This is a genomic window from Pseudonocardia sp. P1 (genome assembly GCF_000178675.2).
Taxonomy (GTDB): Bacteria; Actinomycetota; Actinomycetes; order Mycobacteriales; family Pseudonocardiaceae; genus Pseudonocardia.
This window is the reverse complement of the sequence record NZ_ADUJ02000001.1, coordinates 857,239-880,016: the sequence shown is the minus strand read 5'-3', so window position 1 is coordinate 880,016 and position 22,778 is coordinate 857,239. Positions and strand designations below refer to the sequence as shown.

Below are 22,778 nucleotides of genomic sequence, written 5' to 3'. Positions count from 1 at the left end.
CGGCGGCCGGTCACCGAAGGGAACAGACAGTGCAGTCCGCCCCCCACGCGCCCGGCCCCCTGGCCGGGTTCCGCGTCCTCGACCTGTCCCGGTTCATCGCCGGCCCCAGCTGCGCGCAGATCCTCGCCGACTTCGGCGCGGAGGTGGTGAAGGTCGAGCGTCCCGACGGCGAGGACGCGCGTCACCACGAGCCGTACTACGAGGGCGAGAGCGTCTACACGATGCTCTACAACCGCAACAAGTACGGTGCCACGCTCGACACCCGCCACCCCGACGCGCTCGGGGTCCTCGAGCAGCTCGTCCGGTGGGCCGACGTGGTCGTGGAGAACTACCGGCCCGGCACCATCGAGAAGATGGGCATCGGCTACGAGCGGATGACCGAGCTCAAGCCGGACATCGTCCTCACCTCGATCTCCGGGTTCGGCCAGACCGGGCCGCTGTCGCGGCGCGCCCTGTTCGACGCGATCGCCCAGGCCTCGTCCGGTCTGATGGACACCACCGGTGAGGCGGACGGCCCGCCCACCCTGACCGGCACCTACATCGCCGACTACGTCACCGGGTTCCAGGCCGCGCTCGGGACGTTCGCCGCCCTGATGCACCGGGAGCGGACGGGGGAGGGGCAGCGGGTCGACGTCGCCAGCCTCGACTCGATGTTCGCCACCCTGGGCACCCGGCTGATCAGCTGGCTGATGCTGGGCAGCGAGATGCCCCGCAACGGCTCCCGGGACCTGCTCACCGCGCCCGTCAACGTCTACGCCTGCGCCGACGCCCAGATGTACATCCAGGCCGGGACGAACTCGTTGTGGCCCAAGCTCTGCCACGCCATCGGCCGCGACGAGCTGGCCACCGACCAGCGCTACCGCACCGTGCCCGGGCGGATGGAGCACGTCCCGGAGCTGGAGGCGGTCGTCGCGGACTGGGCCCGGGACCGCACCGCCGACGAGATCGGCGACGTGCTGGAGGAGGCCGGGATCCCGTTCGCCAGGGTGGCGACGGTGCCCGAGGTGGCGGAGTCGGAGCAGATCGCCGCCCGGGAGATGGTCGTCGAGTCCGAGCACCCGAAGCTCGGGACGATCCGGATGCCGGGCAACCCGATCAAGATGGAGAAGTCGCCGCCGACCGTGCGCAAGGCCCCGCCGACCGTGGGCGAGGACAACGATCACGTCTACCGGACGATCCTCGGGATGGACGAGGCGGAGCTGGAGCGGCTGCGCTCCTCCGGTGCGGTGTGAGCGGCGACCGGGTCGTCGCCGTCGACGTCGGGACCTCGGCGGTGCGTGCCGCTGTCGTCTCCGGTGACGGCACGGTCGAGAGCGCCGTCCGGGTGCCGCGTACGGACGGCGCGGGCGGTGGGCACGTCGACGCCGAGCAGCTCTGGTCCGATGTGGTCACCGCGCTGGGCCGGGTCCGCGGGGCCGCTCCCGGTCCGGTGTGTGCGCTGGGGATCGCGGGGCACATCGGGACGGTCGCCGTCGACCGGGAGCTCCGCCCGGTCGGGCCCGCCACCGGGTGGGCCGACTCCCGCGGCGCGGACCTGGTGGCCGCGCTCCCCGAGCCGGTGCTGGACCGGATCCGGGAGATCAGCGGCCGGCCCGTCCCCGGCGCGGGCGGGCTCGCGCACGCGCTCGACCTGCGCGCACGCCGTCCGGAGCTGGCAGCACGGGTGCACGCGCTGCTCTCACCGAAGGACTTCCTCGTCGCGCGCTGCGTCGGGTCCCCGGTGACCGACACCGTCGACGCGGCCTACACGCTGCTGTTCGACGTGCGCACCCGCACGTGGGACCAGGACCTCCTCACCGAGCTGGACCTGCCGGCGGGCTGGTGGCCCGCGGCCGCCGGGCCGGCCGACCCGGTCGGCGGGCTCCGCGACGACGTGGCCGCGGCGACCGGTCTGCCCGCCGGGCTCCCGGTCGTCGCCGGCGGGCCGGACGGGTCGGTCGGCATCGGCCTGCTCGTCGGTGGGCGCACCGATCTCATCGCCGACGTCGCCGGCACCACCGACGTGCTGGGACGGCTGAGCACCGACCCGGCCGGGACCGCCGGCGGGGTCCTGCTGAACCCGGCCCTGGCCGGCGGCCGGTGGGTCGTCGGCGGGCCCACCGGCCTCACCGGAGGTGCCGTGGCCCGCTGGCGCGAGCTCGCCGGGACGGTCGAGGAGGACGTCGTCGACGCCGTCGCGCCGGGGGCCGACGGCCTGCAGGTGATCCCGGCGATGTCCGGCGAGCGGTTCCCGCGGTGGCGGCCCGCCACCCGCGGCGCCGTGCTCGGCCAGGGGCCCGGCCACGGCCCGGCACACCTGCTGCGGGCTGCCCGGGAGGGCGCGGCCTTCACCGTGCGGGAGGGCGTCGACCTGCTCGACGCCGGTGACTCGCCCGGCTCGACGACCGTGGTATTCGCCGGTGGCGCGGCCCGCTCGGCAGCCGCCACCCGGCTGCGCGCCGACGTGCTCGATCGGACCGTGCTGGTCTGCGACGACCCGGACGTCACCCTGCTCGGCGCCGCCGCCCTCGCCCTCGCCGGGACGGGCCGCGACCTCGACGAGGCACTCGAGCACCTGCGCCCGCGCCTGCACCGCGTCGACCCCGATCCCGGGCGCGCCGCGCTCTACGGCGAGCTGTACCCGCGGTGGCTCGCGTCCCGCGCCCTCGTCGCACCTGATGCTCCGGCGCGTGGGACGCCGGGCGGTGGTACCCGAACCGATACGCTCGGTCCCCGACGTGATCACAGCGACGGACGACGAGGGGGCACGTGAGCCGGATCCCGCGCTACCAGGTCATCTACGAGGACCTGTCGTCGCAGATCTCCTCCGGGGCGCTGGCGCCCGACGTCCAGCTCCCGAGCGAGGCCGACCTCGCGCAGCGCTACGGCGTGAGCCGGATGACCGTCCGCCAGGCGGTCCGCCAGCTGCAGGACGAACACCTGCTCGTCCGGCGGCGGGGGTCCGGCACGTTCGTGACCCGTCCGAGCGCGCAGCGGCGCCGGCTGAACCGGCTCGGTTCCTTCGCCCAGGAGATGGGCACCGACGAGACCCGGGTCCGCACGGAGCTGCGGGCACGGGAGACGACCGTCGCGTCCGAAAAGGCCCGGGAGCACCTCGGGCTCCCGGCGGGCCGGGAGACGATCCGTATCGAGCGGCTCCGCCTGATCGACGACCGGCCGGCCGCACTGCAGGTCAGCTGGCTGCCCTACGCGCTGGTGCCGCTGCTGGCGCGGGTCGAGCTCACCGGCGGGTCGCTCTACCGGACCATCCGTGAGCACTACGGCCTGCGGCTCAGCTGGGCGGACATGGAGGTCTCGGCGACCGCGGCCACGGCGGAACAGGCGCGGGTGCTCGCGGTCCGCCGCGGCGGACCGCTGATCGCGTCGGTGCGCATCACCCACGACGAGTCGTCGACGGCGGTGGAGTACGCCCGGAGCTGGACGCGTCCGGAGTTCCCGCTCTCCATCCGTCTGGAGGGGTGACCCGGGCCGACCGGACCGTTGGACCCGGCGCGAGAGGGCCGGACGGCGGGTGCGGGCGGTGCCCGGGGAGCCGGATCCTCCGTACGGACGGGCGCAGGTCGTGCAGACCCCGCCCCGGCCCCGCGGCCCCACACGGATCGGACGGATGCCATGACCCAGCCGGTGCAGGACTTCAGCAGTGTCGGGATCGGGTCCGCCGATCCCGGCGGTGTCGTGCTCGACCACTCCGGTGTCCACATCGGGTCCGCCGACCGGGACGGCGAGGTCACCGACTTCGCGGGCGTGCACATCGGCCGCGTCGTCCCCGGCACCCGCCCGGCGGACGCGTCCGCGCCCGGCGCCCCGGCCGGCCCGTGACCTCTCCGCCGGGGCCGGCCGACGGCTCGGGCGGCACCACCTCGGGCCCGGGAGTTCGTCGCGGTGCTCGCCGAGCACCGCGTCCTCCACCTCGTGCTGTGCTCGGGCCTCGTCGTCCTCGGGGTCCTGCTCGGCCTCGGACGCTGAGGCGCCGTCGCGCCCCACCGGGCTCAGGCGGCGGCGCCCTGGACCTTCGTGGCGAGCAGCTCCCAGCTGCGCCACCAGCTCTCGCGACGGGGCGCGAGCCCGGCGACGATCAGCTCGTCGGCGTCGGCGCGGGTGGTGAACTCCTCGAGGTACCGGGCGACGGTGTCGGGTGTGCCGACGGCGCTGTAGCGGGTCATCGACCGGATCTGCTCACCGGCCGCGCTGTCGAGCACGGCATCGGTCTCGGCGTCGGTCAGCGAACGGCCGCGGCGGCCGGTGAACAGGCGCACCCGCTGGCGCTGGGCCTCCCGGAACTGCGCCTCCGCCTCGTCGGCCGAGTCGGCGGCGATGACGTTCACCCCGGCCAGCACGCGGGGCTCGGAGAGCTGCTCGGACGGACGGAACTCCTTGCGGTACAGGGCGACGGCCTGCTCCAGCGCGTCCGGCGCGAAGTGTGAGGCGAACCCGTAGGGCAGCCCGAGCAGCGCGGCGACCTGAGCCCCGTAGAGCGAGGACCCGAGAATCGACAGCGGTACGCGGGTGCCGCGGCCCGGGTAGGCGTGGACGTTCGGGACGAGGCTGTCCTGCGCGAGGAAGGCCTGCAGCTCCCGGACGTCGGACGGGAAGCGCTCGGACGCGCTCGGGTCGCGCCGCAGGGCGCGCACCGTCTCCTGGTCGGTGCCGGGCGCACGGCCCAGGCCCAGCTCGATCCGGCCGGGGTGCAGCTCGGCCAGGGTGCCGAACTGCTCGGCGACCTGCAGCGGCGAGTGGTTGGGCAGCATCACGCCGCCCGAGCCGAGGGTGATCCGCTCGGTGCGTGCGGCGACGTGCGCGATGAGCACGCTGGTCGCGGCCGACGCGATGCTGCCCATGTTGTGGTGCTCGGCGTACCAGATCCGCCGGAAGCCCCAGTCCTCCGCGCGCTGCGCCAGCGTCGTGCTGGCCTCCAGGGCCTGGGCGACGGTCTCGTCCCGGGAGACGGTGGCCAGATCGAGGATCGACAACGGCAGTGGCAGGGACACGGCGGTACCTCTCGTTCGGGAGCTCGTCCTCCCTCCCAACAACGAGAGGCCGCTCGCACTTCCCGTTCCGGGCGGATCGGCCGGCGACGGGCTCAGCCCTGGTCGACGACCGGCGCCGGTGCCTCCGCGACCGGGCTGGTCTCCCGGTCGCGCGCCCCGTGGAACAGCACGTTCAGCAGCACCGCGGCGACGGCGGCCGCGCTGATCCCGGAGTCGAAGACCGTCCGGAACCACTCCGGGAAGCCCTCGTAGAAGTCGGGTGCCGCGATCGGCAGCACGCCCAGTCCCAGCGCGACCGCGACGATCACGAGGTTCGCGTGCCCGTCGAAGTCGACCTTCGCCAGCGACCGGATCCCGGACGCGGCGACGGTGGCGAACAGCGCGAGACCCGCGCCGCCGAGCACGGGCTGCGGCACCGAGGCGATCACGGCGCCGAGCTTCGGGAACAGGCCGAGCACCATCAGGATCGCGCCGCCCGCCGCGACGACGAACCGGCTGCGGATCCCGGTGATCGCGACCAGGCCGACGTTCTGCGCGAACGCCGACGCCGGGAAGCTGTTGAGCAGGCCACCGGAGACGGCGGTGGACAGCGTGTCGGCCCGCAGGCCGGCGACGACCCGCCGGCCGTCCGCCCTGCGGTCGACGATCTCGCCGACGGCGAGCAGGTCGGCCGTCGTCTCCGTCATGATCACCAGCATCACCACGGTCATCGAGATGATCGCGGCGACGGAGAACTGCGGCGTCCCGAAGTGGAACGGCGTCGACACCGCGAACCACGCCGCCTCCCCGACGCGGGAGAAGTCGGCCATCCCGAGGACCGCGGCCAGCGCGGTGCCGGCGACCAGCGACAGCAGGATCGCGATCCGGGCCAGGAACCCGGGCAGGAACCGGTAGATCAGCACGATCACGAGCAGGGTGAACCCGGCGAGCCCGATCGCGGCCGGGTCGCCCGGCTCGCCCTCGGACGCCCCCGACGCCCAGCGGACCGCGACCGGCAGCAGCGAGACACCGATGACGGTGATCACCGTCCCGGTCACGACCGGCGGGAACAGCCGGATCAGTCGGTGGAACAGCGGCGCGAGCAGGAAGCCGGCGACGCCGGCGACGAGCGTCGCGCCGAAGATCAGGGTGAGCCCCGCCCGGCCGCCGCCGGCCCCGGTGCCGATGGCGATCATCGAGGCGACGGAGGCGAACGACACGCCCTGCACCAGCGGCAGCCGCGCGCCGATCCGCCAGATCCCGATCGTCTGCAGGAGCGTCGCCAGCCCGGCGACGAGGAGGGTCGCGGCGAGGAGGTAGGAGATGTCGGCGAAGGGCAGGCCGAGTGCCTGGCCGACGATCAGCGGGACCGCGACCAGGCCCGCGTACATCGTCATGACGTGCTGCAGTCCGTAGAGCAGCAGCGTCCCGGTGGGCAGCACCTCGTCGACGGGGTGCACCTCACCGGACGGGCGGGGGCGCGGCAGCCGCAGCCGTCGCACGCCCCTCACCAGCCCTGGCCGGGATCGAAGGCCGGTCCCGGGTCGGGGGTGTCGTCGCGGCGGACGGTGCCCTCGATCAGGCCGTAGGGCCGGTCGTCGGCGTGGAAGACCTCACCGGGGTTCTTGAGCCCGAAGGGGGAGAGGTCGATCAGGAAGTGGTGCTTGTTCGGCAGCGAGAAGCGGATCTCGCCGATGCCGGGCCCGTCGGCGAGCACCCGGGTGCCCATCTCGTGGAGCGTCTGCTGCAGGGCGAGGCTGTGGTGCCCGGCGAACGCCGACGTCATCGCCGCGACGGTGCCGGCGTGCGAGGCGTTCCAGTCGTCCGGGTCCTCGGCGTGCCACCACTGCGCGGTCACCTCGGTCGCCATCACGCGGTCGGTCGTCTCGGCGAGCGTCGTGTAGCGGTCGGTGTAGAAGGTGTGGAACTCCGAGTCGGTCGTCTTGAGCACGACGAGGCCCTTCACCCCCGACGTCACCCACTCCGCACCGGTGGCAGCGCGAGTGACGGTGGTGGTGCGGGTGTGGCCGCCGTCGCGGGCGAACGCGTGCGGGTGCGGCGCGCCGTCGTGGTCGAGCCGGCGCCACGGGAAGGTCTCGATATTCACCCGGACCCGCTCCACCTGCGGCACCGCGGCGAAGTGGCGGGCCAGCTCCCGGCCGAAGACCTCCGGGGTGCGGGCGGCGTCGCCCGCCTCCTTGGCGAAGGCGTTGACCGTGTTCTTGACCGCGTCGGTGGTGAGGACGCGGGTGTTGTCGCCGGTCAGGTGGGTGTCGGCGAACTGCCCCGACAGCGCGACCGAGACGTTGTGGTCGGCGATCTCGTGCGGGTCCGCGTCACGGAAGATCCGCACCACGCGGACCTCCGCCTTGCCGTACTGCGTATGACCGAGGACGGGCATCGTGGATCAGCTCCCGAGATAGGTGGAGTAGGAGTACGGCGACAGGAGGAGCGGGACGTGGTGGTGCCGGTCGGTGCGCTCCGGGCGGAACGCGATCGACACCTCGGGGAAGAAGGGGCTCGGTGCCTCGAAGGTGATGCGGTGGAGCTCGCCCGCGGTCAGCGCGGCGGTCTCCGGGGCGCGCCAGCGGCCGTCGTCGTCGGTCCGGCCGGAGGCGAGGACCGTGCCGTCGGCCCGGGACAGCACCACCGGGACGCCGGTGGCGGGCACCCCGCGCGCGGCGTCGAGGACGTGGGTGGAGAAGCTGCTCATCCGGCCAGCACCTGCCGCATCCGCAGCTCGGTGATCTCGGCGAGCTGCCCGGCCGCCTCGGTCCGCTCGGTCGCCGGGTCGTTGCCGAGGCGCCGTTCGAGTTCGGCCAGGACCTCCCCGGCGTCGCGGCCCGCGGCCCGGATCAGGAACACGTGACCGAACCGGTCCTCGTAGGCGGCGTTCCCGGCGGCCAGCCGCGTGGCGGCGTCCCCGCCGGAGCCAGAGCCGATGCCGGACTGCTCCCGCCGGGAGAACGCGGCGCCGTCGGCGTGCGCGCCGCCCGGGCGTTCCCCGATGCGGGGGTGCCCGGCGAGCGCGGCGTCGATCTCGGTGGCGTCGAGCGCGAGCACCGCCTTCCCGGCGGCGGCGACGGCGTCGTCGACGCCGGCGAACGGCCGCCCGGCCAGCAACCGCCCGGCCCACGCGGGAGAGGTGTTGCAGGTGCGGAGGACGGCGGCGAGCTCGTCCGGCGGCGCGGTGTTGAGTCGGTCGAGGGTGAGAAGGTCCGGCATGGCCCTGCTTCCGTGCTTCCGTGCGGGAGATTCCGCATGATGGAATCGTGATTCCGAACTGGGATCAGTGTTCGTTCCGCGGCGAAGCGTGTCAAGGGTCACTCCTGGAACACCCCGGGTCCGCTCCGCCGAACAGCCCTGCCGGGCGCGGCGCCACCGGCGGACCATCACCCGCCATGGACACCGAGGTCGCGCTCACCACCGGCTGGGACGACGCCGTGCCCGTCGGGGACAGTCTCGCCCGCCGGTTCGTGCACGCCTACGCCGACCGGATCGTCGCGATGGCCGACCGGACCGGCGAGCGGTTCCGCCGGACCGACGGCGCGGTGCTCGCCGATCTGGGGTCGCCGTTCGGGTACGACAACGCCGTCGTCCTGACCCGGCCGCCGGACCCGTCCGGGCTGGACCGTGTGCTGGACGAGGCGTGCGGCTTCTTCCCGCCGGAACGCTGGTGGGTGCTGCTGTCGCTGTTCCCCCTGCCCGGGGACCCGGGGCACGGGCTCGACCCGGTCGGCCACCCGCCGCTGATGCTGCGCCCGCCGGCCCCGCTCCCGTCACCCCCGGCCGGGCTGGAGATCCGGGTGGTGCCCGACGCCGACCCCGGCGACTTCGAGGACGTCCTCGTCGACGGCTACGGGCTCGCCGACCTGGGCCGCCCGGCGGCGGCCGATCCACGCCTGACCGGCGGGCTGCTGCACCTCGTCGTCGGCTACGCCGACGGCCTGCCGGTCGCGACGGCAGGCTCCGCCGTGCACCACGACGTCGTCGAGATCGACTGGGTCACGACCCTGCCCGAGCACCGCGGCCGCGGCCACGGCCGCGCCGTCACGGCGGCGGCGTGTGCGGTCGCGCCGGACCTGCCCGCGCTGCTGCTCTCCAGCGACGACGGCCGGCCCGTCTACCACCGGCTCGGCTTCTGGGACCTGTTCCGGGCGACCATGTGGGAGCACCCGGCACCCTGACCCCGACGCGCCGCGTGCGGGCGCAGCGCGTCCCGTGGGTTCAGTGGCCGGCCGGCAGCGCAGGCGGCTCGCCGGTGCGCTCGTACTCCGCGAGCAGGTCGATCCGGCGCTGGTGGCGGCCGCCCTCGAACTCCGTGGTGAGGAAGGCGTCCACGATGGCCTCGGCCTCCTCGACCGGGTGCATCCGGGCGCCGATCCCGGCGAGCCGCGCGTCGTTGTGCCGGCGGGCGAGCCGGGCGGTGTCGACGCTCCACGCCAGCGCGGCGCGGGCGCCCGGGACCATGTTCGCGGCGATCTGCTCCCCGTTGCCGGACCCGCCGATGACCAGACCGAGACTGCCCTCGTCGGCGACGACCCGCCGCGCCGCCTCGACACAGAACGGCGGGTAGTCGTCGTCCGCGTCGTACGCACGGGGGCCGACGTCGATCACGTCGTGGCCGAGGCCGGCCAGGCGCCCGGCGAAATGGGCCTTCAGTTCGAAGCCCGCGTGGTCGGAGCCGAGGTAGATGCGCACACCGGCAGTCTAGGAGCGGATCCGGCCGGCCCGGCATCGAAAGCCGTTATGGCCGTGGTCGGCGTTCCTGATGGCTCGCGGTGAACGGCGTCACCCGGGTGGCGGACCGGTGCCGGACTCCGGTTCGGCCCGCGGGCCGCCGGTGCCCGCATGCCCTCCACTCGTGGGCCCCGGGCCGCCGTTCGGCACCGATTGCCGACTACTTGTTCGAGGGCGGTTGCGACGGATCCGCGCGGTCGACGAAGGTCGTTCGGGACCGCGGAAAATCGTGGTGTATTCCTCGAAGAAAGCGCGGCTCACGACAGCGAGGAGGAAGAAAATGCAGTGGGAAACTCCGCAGTACACGGTCGTCGAGGTGTGCGCTGAGGTCACCGGGTACTTCCACCGGGGCTGAGGGGCACGGGGCTCGTTCTGCTCCACCGGGTCGACGCGAGGCACCCGCCTCGCGTCGGCTCCCCGGTGGTGTCGAACGGTCCAGGGTGGCCGGGCACGCGACGTGGCCGAATCGCGACACCGTCGTCGCCGGCCGATCGGGGGAGGACGACGATGCCCGAGCATCCCGACACACACGTCTATCGCACCTACGACCGGATCATGGACAGCGCCCGTGAGCAGGCGGGGAGCGGCCGTGCCGGCGGATGGTGGCCACACCGGCTCGACCTCACGCCGTTGCGCAGGCACCGGCCCGCGGACGCCGGCTATGCCGAACGGTTCACCTCGATCGATCTCGACGAGCTGGCCCGCGACATCGACGAGGTGCTGACGACGTCGCAGGACTGGTGGCCCGCCGACTTCGGACACTACGGGCCGCTGGTGCTGCGCATGGCCTGGCACTCCGCAGGCACCTACCGCACCGGTGACGGCAGGGGCGGTGCCGGTGCCGGGATGCTGCGCTTCGCCCCGCTCGACAGCTGGCCGGACAACCGCAACCTGGACAAGGCGCGCCGGCTGCTGTGGCCGGTGAAGCAGAAGTACGGGCGCCGGATCTCCTGGGCCGACCTGATGATCTTCGCGGGCAACCGGGCGCTGGAGTCGATGGGCTTCACGACCTTCGGGTTCGGCGGCGGTCGTCCGGAGGTGTGGGGGCCCGACGAGACGTACTGGGGGCCGGAACGCACGTGGCTGGCCGAGGAGCGCTACCGCGGGCTGCACGAGCTCGACGAGCCGCTGGCGGCCAGCGCGATGGGGCTCGTCTACGTCGATCCGCAGGGTCCGGCCACCAACCCCGACCCGGTGCTCGCCGCCCGCGACATCCGCCAGACCTTCCGCCGGATGGGGCTCGACGACGAGGAGACCGTGGCGCTCATCGCGGGCGGGCACACCGTCGGGAAGACCCACGGCCCGGTGGACCCGAACGTGACCGGGGGACCCGAGCCGCAGGCCGCGCCGCTGTCCGCGCAGGGCCTGGGCTGGCTCGGCGGGCACGGCACCGGAGCCGGGGCGGACACGGTCACCAGCGGGCAGGACGGCACGTGGACGCGCACGCCGGTCACGTGGGACCACACCTTCTTCGACACGCTGTTCATGTCCGGGTGGGACATCGAGCTCAGCCCGGCGGGCCAGTGGCAGTGGGTCCCGAGCGACGGTGCCGGCGAGGGCACCGTGCCGGACGCCGTCGACCCGGACGTCACGCACCGGCCGGTCATGCTCACCACGGATCTCGCGCTCCGGGAGGACCCGGCGTTCGAGGCGATCTCCCGGCGGTTCCTGGAGCATCCGGACCGGTTCGAGGACGCGTTCGCCCGGGCATGGTTCAAGCTGACCCACATCGACATGGGCCCGGTCGGCCGGTACCTGGGCGCGCTCGTCCCGGCCGAACCGCTGATCTGGCAGGACCCGGTCCCGGAGGTCGACCACGACCTCGTCGACGCCGGTGACATCGCCGCCCTCAAGGCCGACATCCTCGCCTCCGGCCTGACGGTGGCCCAGCTCGTCGCCACGGCGTGGGCGTCGGCGTCGACCTACCGCGACAGCGACAAGCGCGGCGGCGCGAACGGGGCGCGGATCCGCCTCGAGCCCCAGTGCGGCTGGGAGGTCAACGACCCCGCACAGCTGGCTGTCGTCCTGTCCGCGCTCGACGCCGTCCAGGAGCGGTTCCACGCCTCGCAGACCACGGGCACGCGGATCTCGATGGCCGACCTGATCGTGCTCGGTGGATGCGCGGCGGTCGAACGGGCCGCCGCGGCCGGTGGTCACGAGATCGCCGTGCCGTTCCGCCCGGGACGCACCGACGCGACCCAGGAGTGGACCGACGTCGAGTCGTTCCGTGTGCTGCGGCCCCGGGCGGACGGCTTCCGGAACCACCCGGGCGAGGACGCCGGCGTGCCGCCGGAGCACCTGCTGGTGGACCGGGCCGGCCTGCTGACACTGACCGCGCCCGAGATGACGGTGCTCGTCGGCGGTCTGCGGGTGCTCGGAGCCACCCACCGGGGTTCCCCGGTGGGCGTGCTGACCCCGACGCCGGGGGCGCTGACGAACGACTTCTTCGTCCACCTGCTGGACGGGGGGACGGAGTGGGTGCCGGTCCCGCACGGGGAGGCCCACCCGACGGTCTACGAGGGCCGCGACCGGCGCACCGGCGCGGTGCGGTGGACCGCGAGCCGCGTCGACCTCGTCTTCGGCTCGAGTTCCGAGCTGCGCGCGCTCTCGGAGGTCTATGCCGGCGACGACGCGGGCGCCATGTTCGTCCGGGAATTCGTCGCGGCATGGGTGAAGGTGATGGAACTCGACCGGTTCGATCCGGACTGACCGCGGATGCGGCCGAAAGGGGAGTGCGTGTTCCGGCGACGTGGCCGGTACGAACGGTATGTCATTCCGGGTGAACGGTGGATCGGGCCCGGATTTCGGTGAGATATTCCGGAACAGCGCGTTCCGGGGTAGAGTTCGAATCAGTCACAGGTTCTGCGGGGAAGACGAGAATCCGTGCCTGTGACCGGCGTGCCACATCACTCTGGAACGTGGCGTAGCGCTCGCGCGCACTCAATTCCGCGACACCAGTCGATGTGCTCATTTCTCGATGACGAGGAGGTGGAGTCCGATGACGATCGCCCAGGAGCGGGAAGACCTGCTGGCCGAGCTCGGCGGACAGAACAAGGCGACCATCGGTGCCGTGCTCGGCACCGGCGAGATCGCCAAGGCGACCGAGCGTGCCGACGGGACGATGGAGGCGACCATCAGGATCCCGGAGGACGCGATGGTGTGGGAACCGGCGGTCCTGATCATGCCGCACGGCGGCACGCTCGAGCTGACGATCATCAACGATGACAAGAACACCCATGCCTGCCTGCTGCCCAGCAACGGTGACAGGCAGTTCATCTCCCTGGTGAACCACTCCAAGGGCAGCGCGACCCTCGAGCTCGACGGTCCCGGCTGCTACTGGTACGGCTCGCCCGCCGGCAACGACGAGGGCCGGGGCCTGACCGCCGCCATCGTCGTGTCCGGTGAGGTGCCGCCGGAGGCCAAGCTCGACCGACCCGCCCAGCCGCGGCCGTAGAAGGGCAGCGATCACCATGACCATCGAGTACGTCGACGCCGGCAAGGCGTTCAACCACAACCGGCTCTCCAACCTGCCCCACAGCGCGCCGGACGTGACCCGCGACATCGACTACGAGCGGATCCTGCAGGCGCGCAGCGAGTCCCACAACTGGATCACCTACTACGGCGACTACGACGGCAAGCGCCACAGCCTGCTCGACCAGATCAACGCCGGCAACGCCAAGGACCTGAAGGTCGCCTGGATCTTCCAGGCCAGCGCGACCGGGATGATCGCCTCGACCTCGACGTACGCGTTCGAGGCCTGCCCGATCGTCGTCGACGGCATCATGTTCGTCACCGGCTGGGACGGCTGGCTCTGGGCGCTCGACGCGAAGACCGGCGAGCAGCTGTGGCGCTACAAGCACGGCATCCCGATCGACGTGACGCTGTGCTGCGCGAACGTCAACCGCGGTTGTGCGGTGGCCAAGGGCAAGGTCTACATGGTCACCCAGAACGCGCAGCTGGTCGCGCTCGACGCCACCAACGGCCAGAAGGTCTGGCAGAAGACCATCGGTGACGTGCGGGCGGGCGAGAGCGCCTCGATCGCTCCGCTCGTCATCAAGGACATGCTCATCACCGGTTCCGCCGGTGGCGAGTACGGCGTCCGCGGCCACATCGACGCCTGGGACCTGGAGACCGGTGAGCAGCGCTGGCGCACCTACACCGTGCCCAAGCCCGGTGAGCCCGGCTCGGAGACCTGGCCGGCCGACGGTGAGGCCTGGCAGCGCGGCGGCGGGAACCACTGGGTCACCGGCACCTACGACCCGGAGCTGAACCTCTACTACGCCGGCACCGGGAACCCCGCCCCCGACTTCGACGGCGGGGTCCGCGAGGGCGACAACCTCTACACCGACAGCGTGGTCGCCCTGGACGTGGACACGGGCGAGATCCGGTGGCACTACCAGTTCACCCCGCACGACCTGTGGGACTACGACTCCACGATGGAGATGACCCTGTTCGAGCGGGACGGCAAGAAGTTGCTGGCCCACTTCGACAAGAACGGGTACATGTTCGTCCTGGACCGCACCAACGGCGAGCTGCAGCACGTCACGCCGTTCGTCGACCGGATCGACTGGGGTGTCATCACGCGCGACGGGAAGTTCATGCCGCGCAAGTACCCGGACAAGGAGGGCGAGCCCTGTCACTTCTTCCCCGGTCCCGCCGGCGCGAAGGAATGGACCCACGCCTCCTACAACCCCGAGCACGACCTGTTCTACGTCCCGGTGGCGGACGTGGGCGCCACGGCCACCCGCCGGCGCCGCGAGTTCAAGGAGGGCATGCCCTACTGGGGTGCCGCCGTCGAGGTCGACGTCGACAACATGGCCGGATCGGTCAGCGCCTTCGACTCCCACGGTGAGGAGAAGTGGCGCTACCGGCTCGACGGCATGCCGATGGCCGCCTCCACGCTGAGCACAGCGGGGAACCTGGTGCTCGCCGGCACCCCGACGGGCGAGTTCCTGGCGCTCCACGCGGAGACGGGCGAGAAGCTGTGGAGCTTCCAGTGCGGCAGCGGCCACCACAGCAGCCCGAGCACCTACACCGTCGACGGCAAGCAGTACATCGCCGTACCGGTCGGCTGGGGTGGCTGGCTGGAGGGCATCGTCCCCGGCATGTCCGGGCAGGGACACGGTGCCGCGCTGATCGTGTTCTCCCTCTGACGGACATGCTCCGCTGACCCACACCGACCGGTGGCCGGGCCGTTCCACCGAACGGCCCGGCCACCGGTGCGGTGTGCCGGCGGCCGACGACGAACAGCGGGGACGCGGATGACCCACTCCTCAGCGGACAGCCGGTACGAGCACCTGCCGTGCTCGTCCTGCGGGCAGCGCTTCGGGCCGGACGAGGCCGCGCTGCACACCGAGCCGGTGCACTGCGGGCCGTGCATCACGTGCGTCGACAAGCCCGGATGCTTCAGCTGCCGTCTCATGTACTGCGTGTGCGACGTGCACAGGTACCGCGGCTGAACGGCCCCGCGGTGCGACGGGTCAGATCTCCAGGGCCCGCCGCACCGTCGGTGCGCTCCGCCGCGACACCGGCACCATCGTCCCGGCCGGGTCGTCCATGACCAGGAGCAGCTCGCCCCTGTCCCGGCGCTCCACCTCCCGGACCCGGCCGAGGTTCACGACGTACCGGCGGTGCACACGCAGGAAGCCGCCGTCGGTCAGCTCGGCCTCGAGCCGGTCGAGGCCCGGCGAGGCCGAACGCACCAGTCCGTCGTCGGTGCACAGCCACACGTCGTTGCCGTCCGACTGCGCGAAGGCCACCTCCGCGAGCCCGAGCAGGACCAGACGGTTCTCGCGCGTCGCGACCATCCGGCGCGGCCGGACGCGGGACGACGGGTCCGCTCCCGCGCGGGGCAGCGGGTCCCCGGCCGCCACACCGAACGAGACGACGGTGCCGACCAGGTGCCCCGACCGCAGTACCGGCCGGAAACTGATCGACGTCGGTTCGTCGGTGAGCCGGGTGTAGATCTGTGTCGAGCCGGCCCAGTCCGGATTCGAGGCCGCCCGTTCGGCGGCGTAGACGGCGGCCTGGATGAACTCGGGGAGCTCCGGCTTCCAGCGCACCGCGGGATCGGGCGCGGGCGTGGAGCCCGGGATGCCCAGGAGGACGGCCGCGGTGTCGTCGGCCAGGACCACCCGGCCCGCGGGGTCCACGGCCGCGAGCGGCGCGCTCGTGCCCGATCGGACGTGGTTGAACGCGGCGACCAGCTCGCCGCCGTCGTCCTCGGCGCGCCGGCGCAGGATGCGCTGGGTCATCGTGGCGGCGTTGCCCAGCCAGGAGGACACGGTCGCGGGGACCTCGCTGCGCCAGCAGGAGACGTTGAGCACCGCGACCGGTCTCCTGGTCACGGCGTCCCGGACCGCCACAGCGGCGCACGTCCAGTCGTGGAAGGCCCGGCACCAGTGCTCGGCGCCCCGGATCACCACCGGGGTGTACGACATCAGCGCGGTACCCATGCCGTTGGTCCCCGTGGCGCTCTCCGACCAGCAGGACCAGCGCGCCAGGTTGGCGTCGGCGGCGACGGCGCGCGTGCTCTCGTCGCCCCACTGGGCCAGGACCCGGCCGGTGGCGTCGGTGATGGTCACGATGCCGCCGACGGTGCCGACCTCGTGCGCCATCGCGGCGGCGCGGAAGCCGAGCTCGGCGATCACGACGTCGTGCTCGAGTCCGTGGTCGACCTCGGCGACCGCCGCGGGAGCCCTGGTGAGGCCGGGGTCGACCCGGTACTGGTCCCGGCACCGGTGCCAGGAGATCGCGATCTCGGGCCGCACGCCGCTGAGGTCGTCCTCGCCGCCGGCGAACCGCTCCCACGCCTGCTGCGTCGTCGCCGCACGGCTGCGGGAGCCGGGCGGGAGCCGTCGTGGCTGTGCCATGGGAGACCGCCTCCGGTCCGTCGGGCCGGGACACGACGACGTGGTCGTCACGACGTGGGCTCAGGGCTGGCGGGCACGCTAACCGCCGTCGCGAATCGAGGGCAACCGGCGCGGGCCGGTACGTGACGAACGGCGGTGAATCGGTGATCGATCGCAGGAAATCGGCCACGAGTAGCGGCGGGATCCGGCTCCGGACGCGCATGTCGCACACCTCCCCGGATGTGTGGGTATTTCCGCGGGCACCTCTCCGATCGGTCGGTTCTGCCGTGACCCTCTCCGAAAGGTCAGTTCACCCGCGATGCCGGGATGTAGCGGTAACAGGTGTTGCAATTGCTGGGTGCAACGCGATATTTTTCTCTTTCTGTCAGCGCCCGGTGGATCCCAGGATCCCCGGTGCGCCGGGCGACGAGGAGGTCGCACATGGTCGGGAGAGTGCCGCCGCTGGTGATCGCACCGAGCCGTCCCGTCGGGGGTGACCGCGGTCCCGACCGCTCCCTGGTGGCCACCTCCTCGGCCAGGGAGGTGGCTCGCGCGTGGGAGGACTTCGCCGCGGGCGATGACATCGAGACCGGGGTGCGCCCCGAGATCCTGGCCTCGTGGTACCGGTGCCGGGACCGTTACGACGTCGACCGCACGCTGGACGTCGCGCCGGGGGCCCGGGCCGACGAGGCCCAGGGGGTCGACAACGGCGTGGTCTTCACCGCGCTCGGCGGTGTCGGTGCACTGGCCGGCAAGGAGGTCGAACGCGACGGCGCCGTGGTCACCGTGACGGACGGTGTGGGGCGCGTCCTCGGAGCCTGGGGCGACCCGTCCGCCCAGCGACGCGCCGAACTGCACAATCTCGCGCCGTGGTCGTCGTGGTCGGAGCAGTGCACCGGGACGAACGGGATGGGCACGGCCCTCGAGCTGTCCGGCCCGGTGACCGTGACCGGGCCCGAACACTGGTGCCAGGCGTTCCACCAGTGGGCGTGCGCGGGCATCTCCGTGCGTGACGTGGTGACCGGCGCGCCGGTCGCGTCGATCAACATCTCACGATGGAACGCGTCGCTGCCCAAGCTCGTGCCGCCGTGGCTGACCAAGGCCGTGGCGTGCGTCGAGCAGGAGATCTACCGGCGTGCGATCTACGAGGCCGACACGGTCGTCACCGCGTTCAGCAGGAGGTACGCGCAGTCGCGTGGCGCGTCCATGGCGATCGACCGTGGTGGGAACGTCATCGCCGCCAACGACGCGGCCGTCGCCCTGCTCGGGCTGGCCGGCGACACCCCCATCGTGGCGGGCGGTACCGAGCCGGCGGACCGCTGGAGCCCGGACATCCTCGGGCTGCCCGACGTGGTGCGGTGGGCGACCGAGCGGGCGCACGGCAACGCGGAGTGGAGCGGCTACGCGCGGCTGCCGGTCTGTCCCGGCGAGGAGGCCGTGCCGCTGACCATGCACTCGGTCGTCGACGCCAACCACGTGGTGGGCATGCTGTGCGAGTTCGGGGTGCAGGAGGGCGAGTCCTACGAGCAGAACGACGACGCCGCGGCCGGCCAGCTGCCCCGGTGCATCATCGGGATGCGCAACGACCGGCTCGTCCTGCTGGCGCCATCGGAGATCCGTTACGCCGAGGCCGACCGCAACGTCGTCTGGCTGGTCACCGAGCGGGGCCGGATCCAGGCGTCGACCCGTGGCCTGGACAACGTCGAGCGGTCGCTGGCGCCCTACGGGATCCGCCGGGTGCACCGGAGCTATCTGGTCAACCTGCGCCGGGTGGCGGAGATCGAGCGGGGCATCAAGGGCGAGCTGGTGCTGATCATGGACTCCCGCGGGTCCCAGGAGCTCGTGCCCGTCTCCCGGCGTCACGCCCCGGAACTGCGACGCATGCTCGGGATCTGATCAGCCGGCCCGCCCGGCTGCGTCCCGGGCCCTGCTGCGCAGCGCCTCGACCGCCAGTGCGGGATCGGTGGCCGCGTAGACGGCCGAGCCGGCGACGAAGCAGTCGACGCCGGCCTCGGCCGCCGCTCCGATCGTCTCGGCGTTGATGCCGCCGTCGATCTCCACCATCAGGTTCAGGTGGCCGGTGTCGACCAGCGTCCGCGCCGTGCGGACCTTGTCGAGTACCTCGGCGATGAACGTCTGGCCCCCGAAGCCGGGCTCCACCGACATCACGAGCAGCGTGTCGTAGTGCCGGAGCACCCCGAAGTAGGGCTCCAGCGGTGTGCCCGGCTTGATCGCCAGGCCCGCCTTCGCCCCCGCGGCGCGCAGGTCCTTCGCGAGCATCACCGGATCCTCGGCGGCCTCGACGTGCACCGTGACGTTGTGGGCACCCGCCTCGGCGTAGCCGATCGCCCAGTGATCCGGGTTCTCGATCATGAGGTGGCAGTCCATCGGCAGGTCGGTGCTGGCCAGCAGCGACGTCACGACCGGTAGGCCCAGGGTCAGGTTCGGCACGAAGTGCGCGTCCATGACGTCCACGTGCAGCCAGTCCGCACCGCGTCCCGGCTCGCCGCGCACCGCGGCCACTTCGTCGGCGAGCCGGGCGAAGTCGGCAGAAAGAATGGACGGCGCAATCAACGGCTGATTCGACACGACCTCGAGCCTAGGTCAGCAGGGACCGGCGGACGGTTATGTGGAAGGTGTATCGGGGGATTGGTTTTTCGCATGTGCTGCGGCGTTGCCGGTTTTCGGTGGTGGCGGTGATGGTGGTGGGGACATACATCGGAGTCGTGACGTTGGGAGTTCTCTCGTGCAGCTGCAGGTGGCGTTGGATGTTCTGGATCTTCCCTCGGCGTTGAGGCTGGCGGACCAGGTGGCCGAGCACGTGGACATTCTGGAGCTGGGTACGCCGTTGGTGAAGTCGGCGGGTATCGGTGCGGTGACCGCGATCAAGGCGGCGCACCCGGACAAGCTGGTGTTCGCGGACCTGAAGACCGCGGATGCGGGTGCGCTGGAGGCGGAGCTGGCGTTCTCCGCGGGTGCGGATCTGGTGACGGTGATGGGTGCGGTCGACGACGACACCGTGCGTGGTGCGGTCGCGGCCGGGGAGAAGCACGGCAAGCAGGTCGTGGCGGACATGATCAGTGTGGTCAACGGGCGGGTGGCCCGGATCCGTGAGGTCGCGAAGCTGGGTGTGGCGTTCGTGGAGATCCATGCCGGTCTCGACGAGCAGGCCCGTCCGGGGTACTCGATCGCGCAGCTGCTCGACGACGGCCGGGAGGCCGGGGTGGCGTTCTCGATCGCCGGTGGGGTCAAGGCCGACACGATCGCCTCGGTCCGTGAGGCCGGCGCGGTCGTCGCCGTCGCGGGCGGGGCGATCTACGGCGCCGACGACCCGGGCGCGGCAGCGGCCGAGCTCAAGCAGCGCGCCACCGGCTGACCGACCCACCCGCCGAACCCAGGGAGCTCCCGCCCATGTCACCACACCACTCCGCCGACGAGATCGTCCGCCTGACCACCCGGCGGGTCCCCGAGGACTGGTCCGATGTGGACCAGCGCGCGGTCGACACCGCCCGCGTGCTGGCCGCCGACGCGGTCGAGCAGTGCGGCAGCGGACACCCCGGCACCGCCATGAGCCTCGCCCCCGTCGCCTACGCGCTGTTCCAGCGCGTCCTGCGGCACGACCCCGGCGACGCGCAGTGGCTCGGGCGGGACCGGTTCGTGCTGTCGGCCGGGCACTCCAGCCTCACCCTCTACATCCAGCTCTACCTCGCCGGCTACGGCCTGGAGCTCGACGACCTGAAGGCCCTGCGCACGTGGGGTTCCCTGACACCGGGACACCCCGAGTACGGGCACACCGCAGGCGTGGAGACGACCACCGGCCCGCTCGGACAGGGCCTGGCCAACGCCGTCGGTATGGCGATGGCCGCCCGTCGTGAGCGGGGGCTGTTCGACCCGGACGCCGAGCCGGGCACGAGCGTCTTCGACCACCAGGTCTACGTCATCGCCTCCGACGGCGACATCGAGGAAGGTGTCACCTCCGAGGCGTCGTCCCTCGCAGGAACCCAGCAGCTGGGCAACCTGACGGTGGTCTACGATAGCAACGAGATCTCCATCGAGGACGACACACGCATCGCCCTGTCCGAGGACACCGCCCAGCGGTACGAGGCCTACGGCTGGCACGTCCTCACCGTCGACGGCGGCGAGGACGTCGCCGGGTTCCTGGCGGCGGTCGAGCAGGCCAGGGCCGAGACCGCCCGCCCGACGCTGATCGTGCTGCGCACCGTGATCGGTTACCCGGCGCCGACCACGATGAACACCGGCAAGGTGCACGGCGCCGCGCTGGGCGCCGAGGAGCTCGCCGCGGTCAAGCGCGCCGTCGGCTTCGACCCCGGGACGAGCTTCCAGGTCGACGACGACGTCCTGCGCCACACCCGCGCGGCCGCCGACCGTGGACGGGCCGACCACGAGAAGTGGCAGCTCGAGTTCGACGCCTGGGCGCAGGCCAACCCGGGCCGCAAGGCGCTGCTGGACCGCCTCGGTGACCGCGCGCTGCCGGCCGGGTGGGCCGACGACCTGCCCAGCTGGGAGGCCGGCGGGGGAGCGGTCGCCACGCGCAAGGCATCGGCCGCGGTGCTGGCCACCCTCGGTGAGGTCCTGCCCGAGCTGTGGGGCGGGTCGGCCGACCTGGCGGAGAGCAACAACACCACGATCAAGGGCGCCGACTCCTTCGGCCCCGCCGAGATCTCCACCGGGACCTGGACCGCCCAGCCCTACGGTCGCACGCTGCACTTCGGCATCCGCGAGCACGCGATGGGCTCGATCCTCAACGGCATCGCACTGCACGGCGGCACCCGGCCCTACGGCGGCACCTTCCTCATCTTCAGCGACTACATGCGGCCCGCGGTGCGGCTGGCCGCGCTGATGCGGCTGCCCGTCGTCTACGTGTGGACACACGACTCGATCGGTCTCGGCGAGGACGGACCGACCCACCAGCCCGTCGAGCAGCTGGCGTCGCTGCGCGCGATCCCCGGCCTGTCCGTGGTGCGCCCGGCCGACGCCAACGAGACCGCGCACGCCTGGAAGGCCGTGCTGGAGGACACCGGCGGCCCGGCCGGGCTGGCGCTCACCCGCCAGAACGTCCCGACCCTGCCGGGCACCTCCGCCGAGGGGGTCGCCCGCGGCGGCTACGTGCTCGCCGACGCCTCCTCGGGTCCTCCCGAGGTGGTGCTGATCGCCACCGGCTCCGAGGTCCAGCTGGCGGTGGAGGCCCGGACGGCCCTCGAGTCCGACGGCATCGCGACCCGGGTGGTGTCGATGCCGTGCGTGGAGTGGTTCGACCGCCAGGACCGCGCCTACCGGGACGAGGTCCTCCCGCCGGCGGTCCGGGCCCGGGTGGTCGTCGAGGCGGGCATCGCGCAGCCCTGGCACCGCTTCGCCGGCGACGCCGGCGAGATCGTCTCGCTGGAGCACTTCGGTGCCTCGGCGGACTTCACGACCCTGTTCACCGAGTTCGGCATCACCACCGCCGCCGTGGTCGACGCGGCCCGGCGCAGCGTGGAGTCCCTACAGCGGCGGTGACCCGCCGCCGTTTTCACGACAAGGAGAATTGCGTTGACTCAGTCGATTCCCACGGTGCTCGATCCCGGTCATTTCTCCGACGCCACCCGCGCGGTCGTCGGTGAGGTCGACAAGGTGACCGCAGGCGTCCAGTACGAGACCTGGACACGGGCCGGGGCACTGCTGCTCACGGCACCGAAGGTGTTCACCCTCGGGACCGGGCGCAGCGGGCTCGCCCTGCAGATGGCCGCCATGCGGTTCATGCACCTCGGGCTCCCCACCCACGTCGTCGGTGAGGTGACCGCCCCGGCGATCGGCTCGGGCGACGTCCTGGTCGCGGCGTCGGGCTCGGGCACCACCGCCCGCGTGGTGCGCGCCGCGCAGACCGCGCGGGACCAGGGCGCGGAGGTGATCGCGCTGACCACGGCGGCCGACTCGCCGCTGGCCGGGATCGCGACCGAGGTGCTCGTCGTCCCGGCCGCCGACAAGCAGGACTTCGACGGCGCCACCTCCGTCCAGTACGCGGGGAGCCTGTTCGAGCAGTCCGTGCTGCTGATCACCGACGCGCTGTTCCACACGCTCTGGAAGACCGGCGGCACGCAGGCCCGCGAGCTGTGGCGCCTGCACGCGAACCTCGAGTGAGCGCCGCACCGGGCCCGTCCGGACGCCAGGTCGCCCCCTCCGTCGAATCCCACGTCGAATCCCACGTCGAATCCCACGTCGA

The 22,778-nt window shown here is 72.6% G+C and carries 21 protein-coding genes; 13 read left to right on the top strand and 8 right to left on the bottom strand.

The features are described 5' to 3' along the window. Positions 1-29: 29 nt before the first annotated feature. The 4 genes from PP1_RS03570 (at position 30) to PP1_RS03555 (ending at position 3,819) form a co-directional block, all read left to right on the top strand. Positions 30-1,232 carry a CaiB/BaiF CoA transferase family protein gene (locus PP1_RS03570; protein WP_010228780.1) on the top strand — a complete coding sequence of 401 codons (1,203 nt, stop codon included), beginning with the start codon at positions 30-32 and terminating at the stop codon, positions 1,230-1,232. Then, positions 1,229-2,752 carry a xylulokinase gene (locus PP1_RS03565; RefSeq protein ID WP_075314176.1) on the top strand — a complete coding sequence of 508 codons (1,524 nt, stop codon included), beginning with the start codon at positions 1,229-1,231 and terminating at the stop codon, positions 2,750-2,752. Before PP1_RS03570 ends, PP1_RS03565 begins: the two co-directional genes overlap by 4 nt. Then, positions 2,749-3,462, top strand: coding sequence for a GntR family transcriptional regulator (locus PP1_RS03560; RefSeq protein ID WP_010242325.1), 714 nt, complete (start codon positions 2,749-2,751; stop codon positions 3,460-3,462). Before PP1_RS03565 ends, PP1_RS03560 begins: the two co-directional genes overlap by 4 nt. Positions 3,463-3,612: 150 nt before the next feature. Next, positions 3,613-3,819, top strand: a complete 207-nt coding sequence (locus tag PP1_RS03555; protein ID WP_010242323.1) for a hypothetical protein — start codon at positions 3,613-3,615, stop codon at positions 3,817-3,819. A 170-nt stretch (positions 3,820-3,989) separates the two neighbouring features. Here PP1_RS03555 and PP1_RS03550 read toward each other — a convergent pair whose 3' ends face one another. From PP1_RS03550 to uraD, 5 genes are all read right to left on the bottom strand, one after another. After that, positions 3,990-4,988 carry an LLM class flavin-dependent oxidoreductase gene (locus PP1_RS03550; protein WP_010242321.1) on the bottom strand — a complete coding sequence of 333 codons (999 nt, stop codon included), beginning with the start codon at positions 4,986-4,988 and terminating at the stop codon, positions 3,990-3,992. Positions 4,989-5,080: 92 nt separating this feature from the next. Next, complete coding sequence (locus PP1_RS03545; protein ID WP_010242319.1) at positions 5,081-6,469, bottom strand: nucleobase:cation symporter-2 family protein; 1,389 nt, start codon at positions 6,467-6,469, stop codon at positions 5,081-5,083. Between the two features lie 5 nt (positions 6,470-6,474). Then, positions 6,475-7,368, bottom strand: a complete 894-nt coding sequence (gene pucL / locus PP1_RS03540) for a factor-independent urate hydroxylase (protein WP_010242316.1) — start codon at positions 7,366-7,368, stop codon at positions 6,475-6,477. Positions 7,369-7,374: 6 nt separating this feature from the next. Then, positions 7,375-7,680, bottom strand: coding sequence for a hydroxyisourate hydrolase (locus tag PP1_RS03535; protein ID WP_010242315.1), 306 nt, complete (start codon positions 7,678-7,680; stop codon positions 7,375-7,377). Beyond that, positions 7,677-8,192: a 2-oxo-4-hydroxy-4-carboxy-5-ureidoimidazoline decarboxylase gene (gene uraD, locus PP1_RS03530; protein WP_010242313.1), complete on the bottom strand. Its 516-nt coding sequence runs from the start codon at positions 8,190-8,192 to the stop codon at positions 7,677-7,679. The genes PP1_RS03535 and uraD overlap by 4 nt, the downstream gene beginning before the upstream one ends. A 176-nt stretch (positions 8,193-8,368) precedes the next feature. Between uraD and PP1_RS03525 the strand changes: the two genes are divergently transcribed. Further along, entirely contained in the window at positions 8,369-9,154 is a 786-nt protein-coding gene (locus PP1_RS03525) for a GNAT family N-acetyltransferase (protein WP_010242311.1), read from the top strand. Between the two features lie 40 nt (positions 9,155-9,194). Here the strand turns inward: PP1_RS03525 and PP1_RS03520 are convergent, their stop codons facing one another. Next, a complete protein-coding gene (locus PP1_RS03520) occupies positions 9,195-9,668 on the bottom strand; it encodes a ribose-5-phosphate isomerase (protein ID WP_010242309.1) in 474 nt (157 codons plus the stop codon). A gap of 546 nt (positions 9,669-10,214) precedes the next feature. On the opposite strand from PP1_RS03520, the gene katG reads away from it, so the two are divergent. From katG to PP1_RS03500, 4 genes are all read left to right on the top strand, one after another. Continuing rightward, entirely contained in the window at positions 10,215-12,416 is a 2,202-nt protein-coding gene (gene katG / locus PP1_RS03515; protein WP_010242307.1) for a catalase/peroxidase HPI, read from the top strand. Between the two features lie 289 nt (positions 12,417-12,705). Continuing rightward, on the top strand, positions 12,706-13,161 hold the full coding sequence (locus PP1_RS03510; protein WP_010242305.1) for an MSMEG_3727 family PQQ-associated protein: 456 nt from the start codon (positions 12,706-12,708) through the stop codon (positions 13,159-13,161). Between the two features lie 16 nt (positions 13,162-13,177). Continuing rightward, positions 13,178-14,860, top strand: a complete 1,683-nt coding sequence (locus PP1_RS03505; protein WP_010242303.1) for a PQQ-dependent dehydrogenase, methanol/ethanol family — start codon at positions 13,178-13,180, stop codon at positions 14,858-14,860. A gap of 108 nt (positions 14,861-14,968) precedes the next feature. Beyond that, entirely contained in the window at positions 14,969-15,166 is a 198-nt protein-coding gene (locus PP1_RS03500; RefSeq protein WP_010242301.1) for a hypothetical protein, read from the top strand. Between the two features lie 21 nt (positions 15,167-15,187). Here PP1_RS03500 and PP1_RS03495 read toward each other — a convergent pair whose 3' ends face one another. Continuing rightward, positions 15,188-16,579, bottom strand: a complete 1,392-nt coding sequence (locus PP1_RS03495) for a DNA-binding protein (protein ID WP_010242299.1) — start codon at positions 16,577-16,579, stop codon at positions 15,188-15,190. 420 nt (positions 16,580-16,999) lie between these two features. Between PP1_RS03495 and PP1_RS03490 the strand changes: the two genes are divergently transcribed. After that, entirely contained in the window at positions 17,000-18,454 is a 1,455-nt protein-coding gene (locus PP1_RS03490) for a DNA-binding protein (protein ID WP_029240036.1), read from the top strand. On the opposite strand, the gene rpe is transcribed toward PP1_RS03490, so the two are convergent. Continuing rightward, positions 18,455-19,147 (bottom strand): ribulose-phosphate 3-epimerase, encoded by a 693-nt coding sequence (gene rpe / locus PP1_RS03485; protein WP_029240035.1) that lies wholly within the window; start codon positions 19,145-19,147, stop codon positions 18,455-18,457. 157 nt (positions 19,148-19,304) lie between these two features. Here rpe and hxlA point away from each other — a divergent pair, with 157 nt between their 5' ends. Genes hxlA through hxlB form a run of 3 tightly spaced genes read left to right on the top strand, consistent with a single transcriptional unit; the run spans position 19,305 to position 22,696 of the window. Further along, on the top strand, positions 19,305-19,934 hold the full coding sequence (gene hxlA / locus PP1_RS03480) for a 3-hexulose-6-phosphate synthase (protein WP_029239997.1): 630 nt from the start codon (positions 19,305-19,307) through the stop codon (positions 19,932-19,934). Positions 19,935-19,969: 35 nt separating this feature from the next. Continuing rightward, positions 19,970-22,075 carry a transketolase gene (gene tkt / locus PP1_RS03475; RefSeq protein ID WP_010226654.1) on the top strand — a complete coding sequence of 702 codons (2,106 nt, stop codon included), beginning with the start codon at positions 19,970-19,972 and terminating at the stop codon, positions 22,073-22,075. Positions 22,076-22,108: 33 nt separating this feature from the next. Then, a complete protein-coding gene (gene hxlB / locus PP1_RS03470; RefSeq protein ID WP_083697114.1) occupies positions 22,109-22,696 on the top strand; it encodes a 6-phospho-3-hexuloisomerase in 588 nt (195 codons plus the stop codon). Positions 22,697-22,778 lie beyond the last annotated feature (82 nt).

Excerpts from the sequence above, each read along its gene's own strand:
- PP1_RS03555 (WP_010242323.1), top strand. The coding sequence starts at position 3,613 with ATGACCCAGCCGGTGCAGGACTTCAGCAGTGTCGGGATCGGGTCCGCC.
- pucL (WP_010242316.1), bottom strand. The coding sequence starts at position 7,368 with ATGCCCGTCCTCGGTCATACGCAGTACGGCAAGGCGGAGGTCCGCGTG.
- PP1_RS03535 (WP_010242315.1), bottom strand. The coding sequence starts at position 7,680 with ATGAGCAGCTTCTCCACCCACGTCCTCGACGCCGCGCGCGGGGTGCCC.
- uraD (WP_010242313.1), bottom strand. The coding sequence starts at position 8,192 with ATGCCGGACCTTCTCACCCTCGACCGACTCAACACCGCGCCGCCGGAC.
- PP1_RS03525 (WP_010242311.1), top strand. The coding sequence starts at position 8,369 with ATGGACACCGAGGTCGCGCTCACCACCGGCTGGGACGACGCCGTGCCC.
- katG (WP_010242307.1), top strand. The coding sequence starts at position 10,215 with ATGCCCGAGCATCCCGACACACACGTCTATCGCACCTACGACCGGATC.
- PP1_RS03510 (WP_010242305.1), top strand. The coding sequence starts at position 12,706 with ATGACGATCGCCCAGGAGCGGGAAGACCTGCTGGCCGAGCTCGGCGGA.
- PP1_RS03505 (WP_010242303.1), top strand. The coding sequence starts at position 13,178 with ATGACCATCGAGTACGTCGACGCCGGCAAGGCGTTCAACCACAACCGG.
- PP1_RS03500 (WP_010242301.1), top strand. The coding sequence starts at position 14,969 with ATGACCCACTCCTCAGCGGACAGCCGGTACGAGCACCTGCCGTGCTCG.
- PP1_RS03495 (WP_010242299.1), bottom strand. The coding sequence starts at position 16,579 with ATGGCACAGCCACGACGGCTCCCGCCCGGCTCCCGCAGCCGTGCGGCG.
- PP1_RS03490 (WP_029240036.1), top strand. The coding sequence starts at position 17,000 with ATGGTCGGGAGAGTGCCGCCGCTGGTGATCGCACCGAGCCGTCCCGTC.
- tkt (WP_010226654.1), top strand. The coding sequence starts at position 19,970 with ATGTCACCACACCACTCCGCCGACGAGATCGTCCGCCTGACCACCCGG.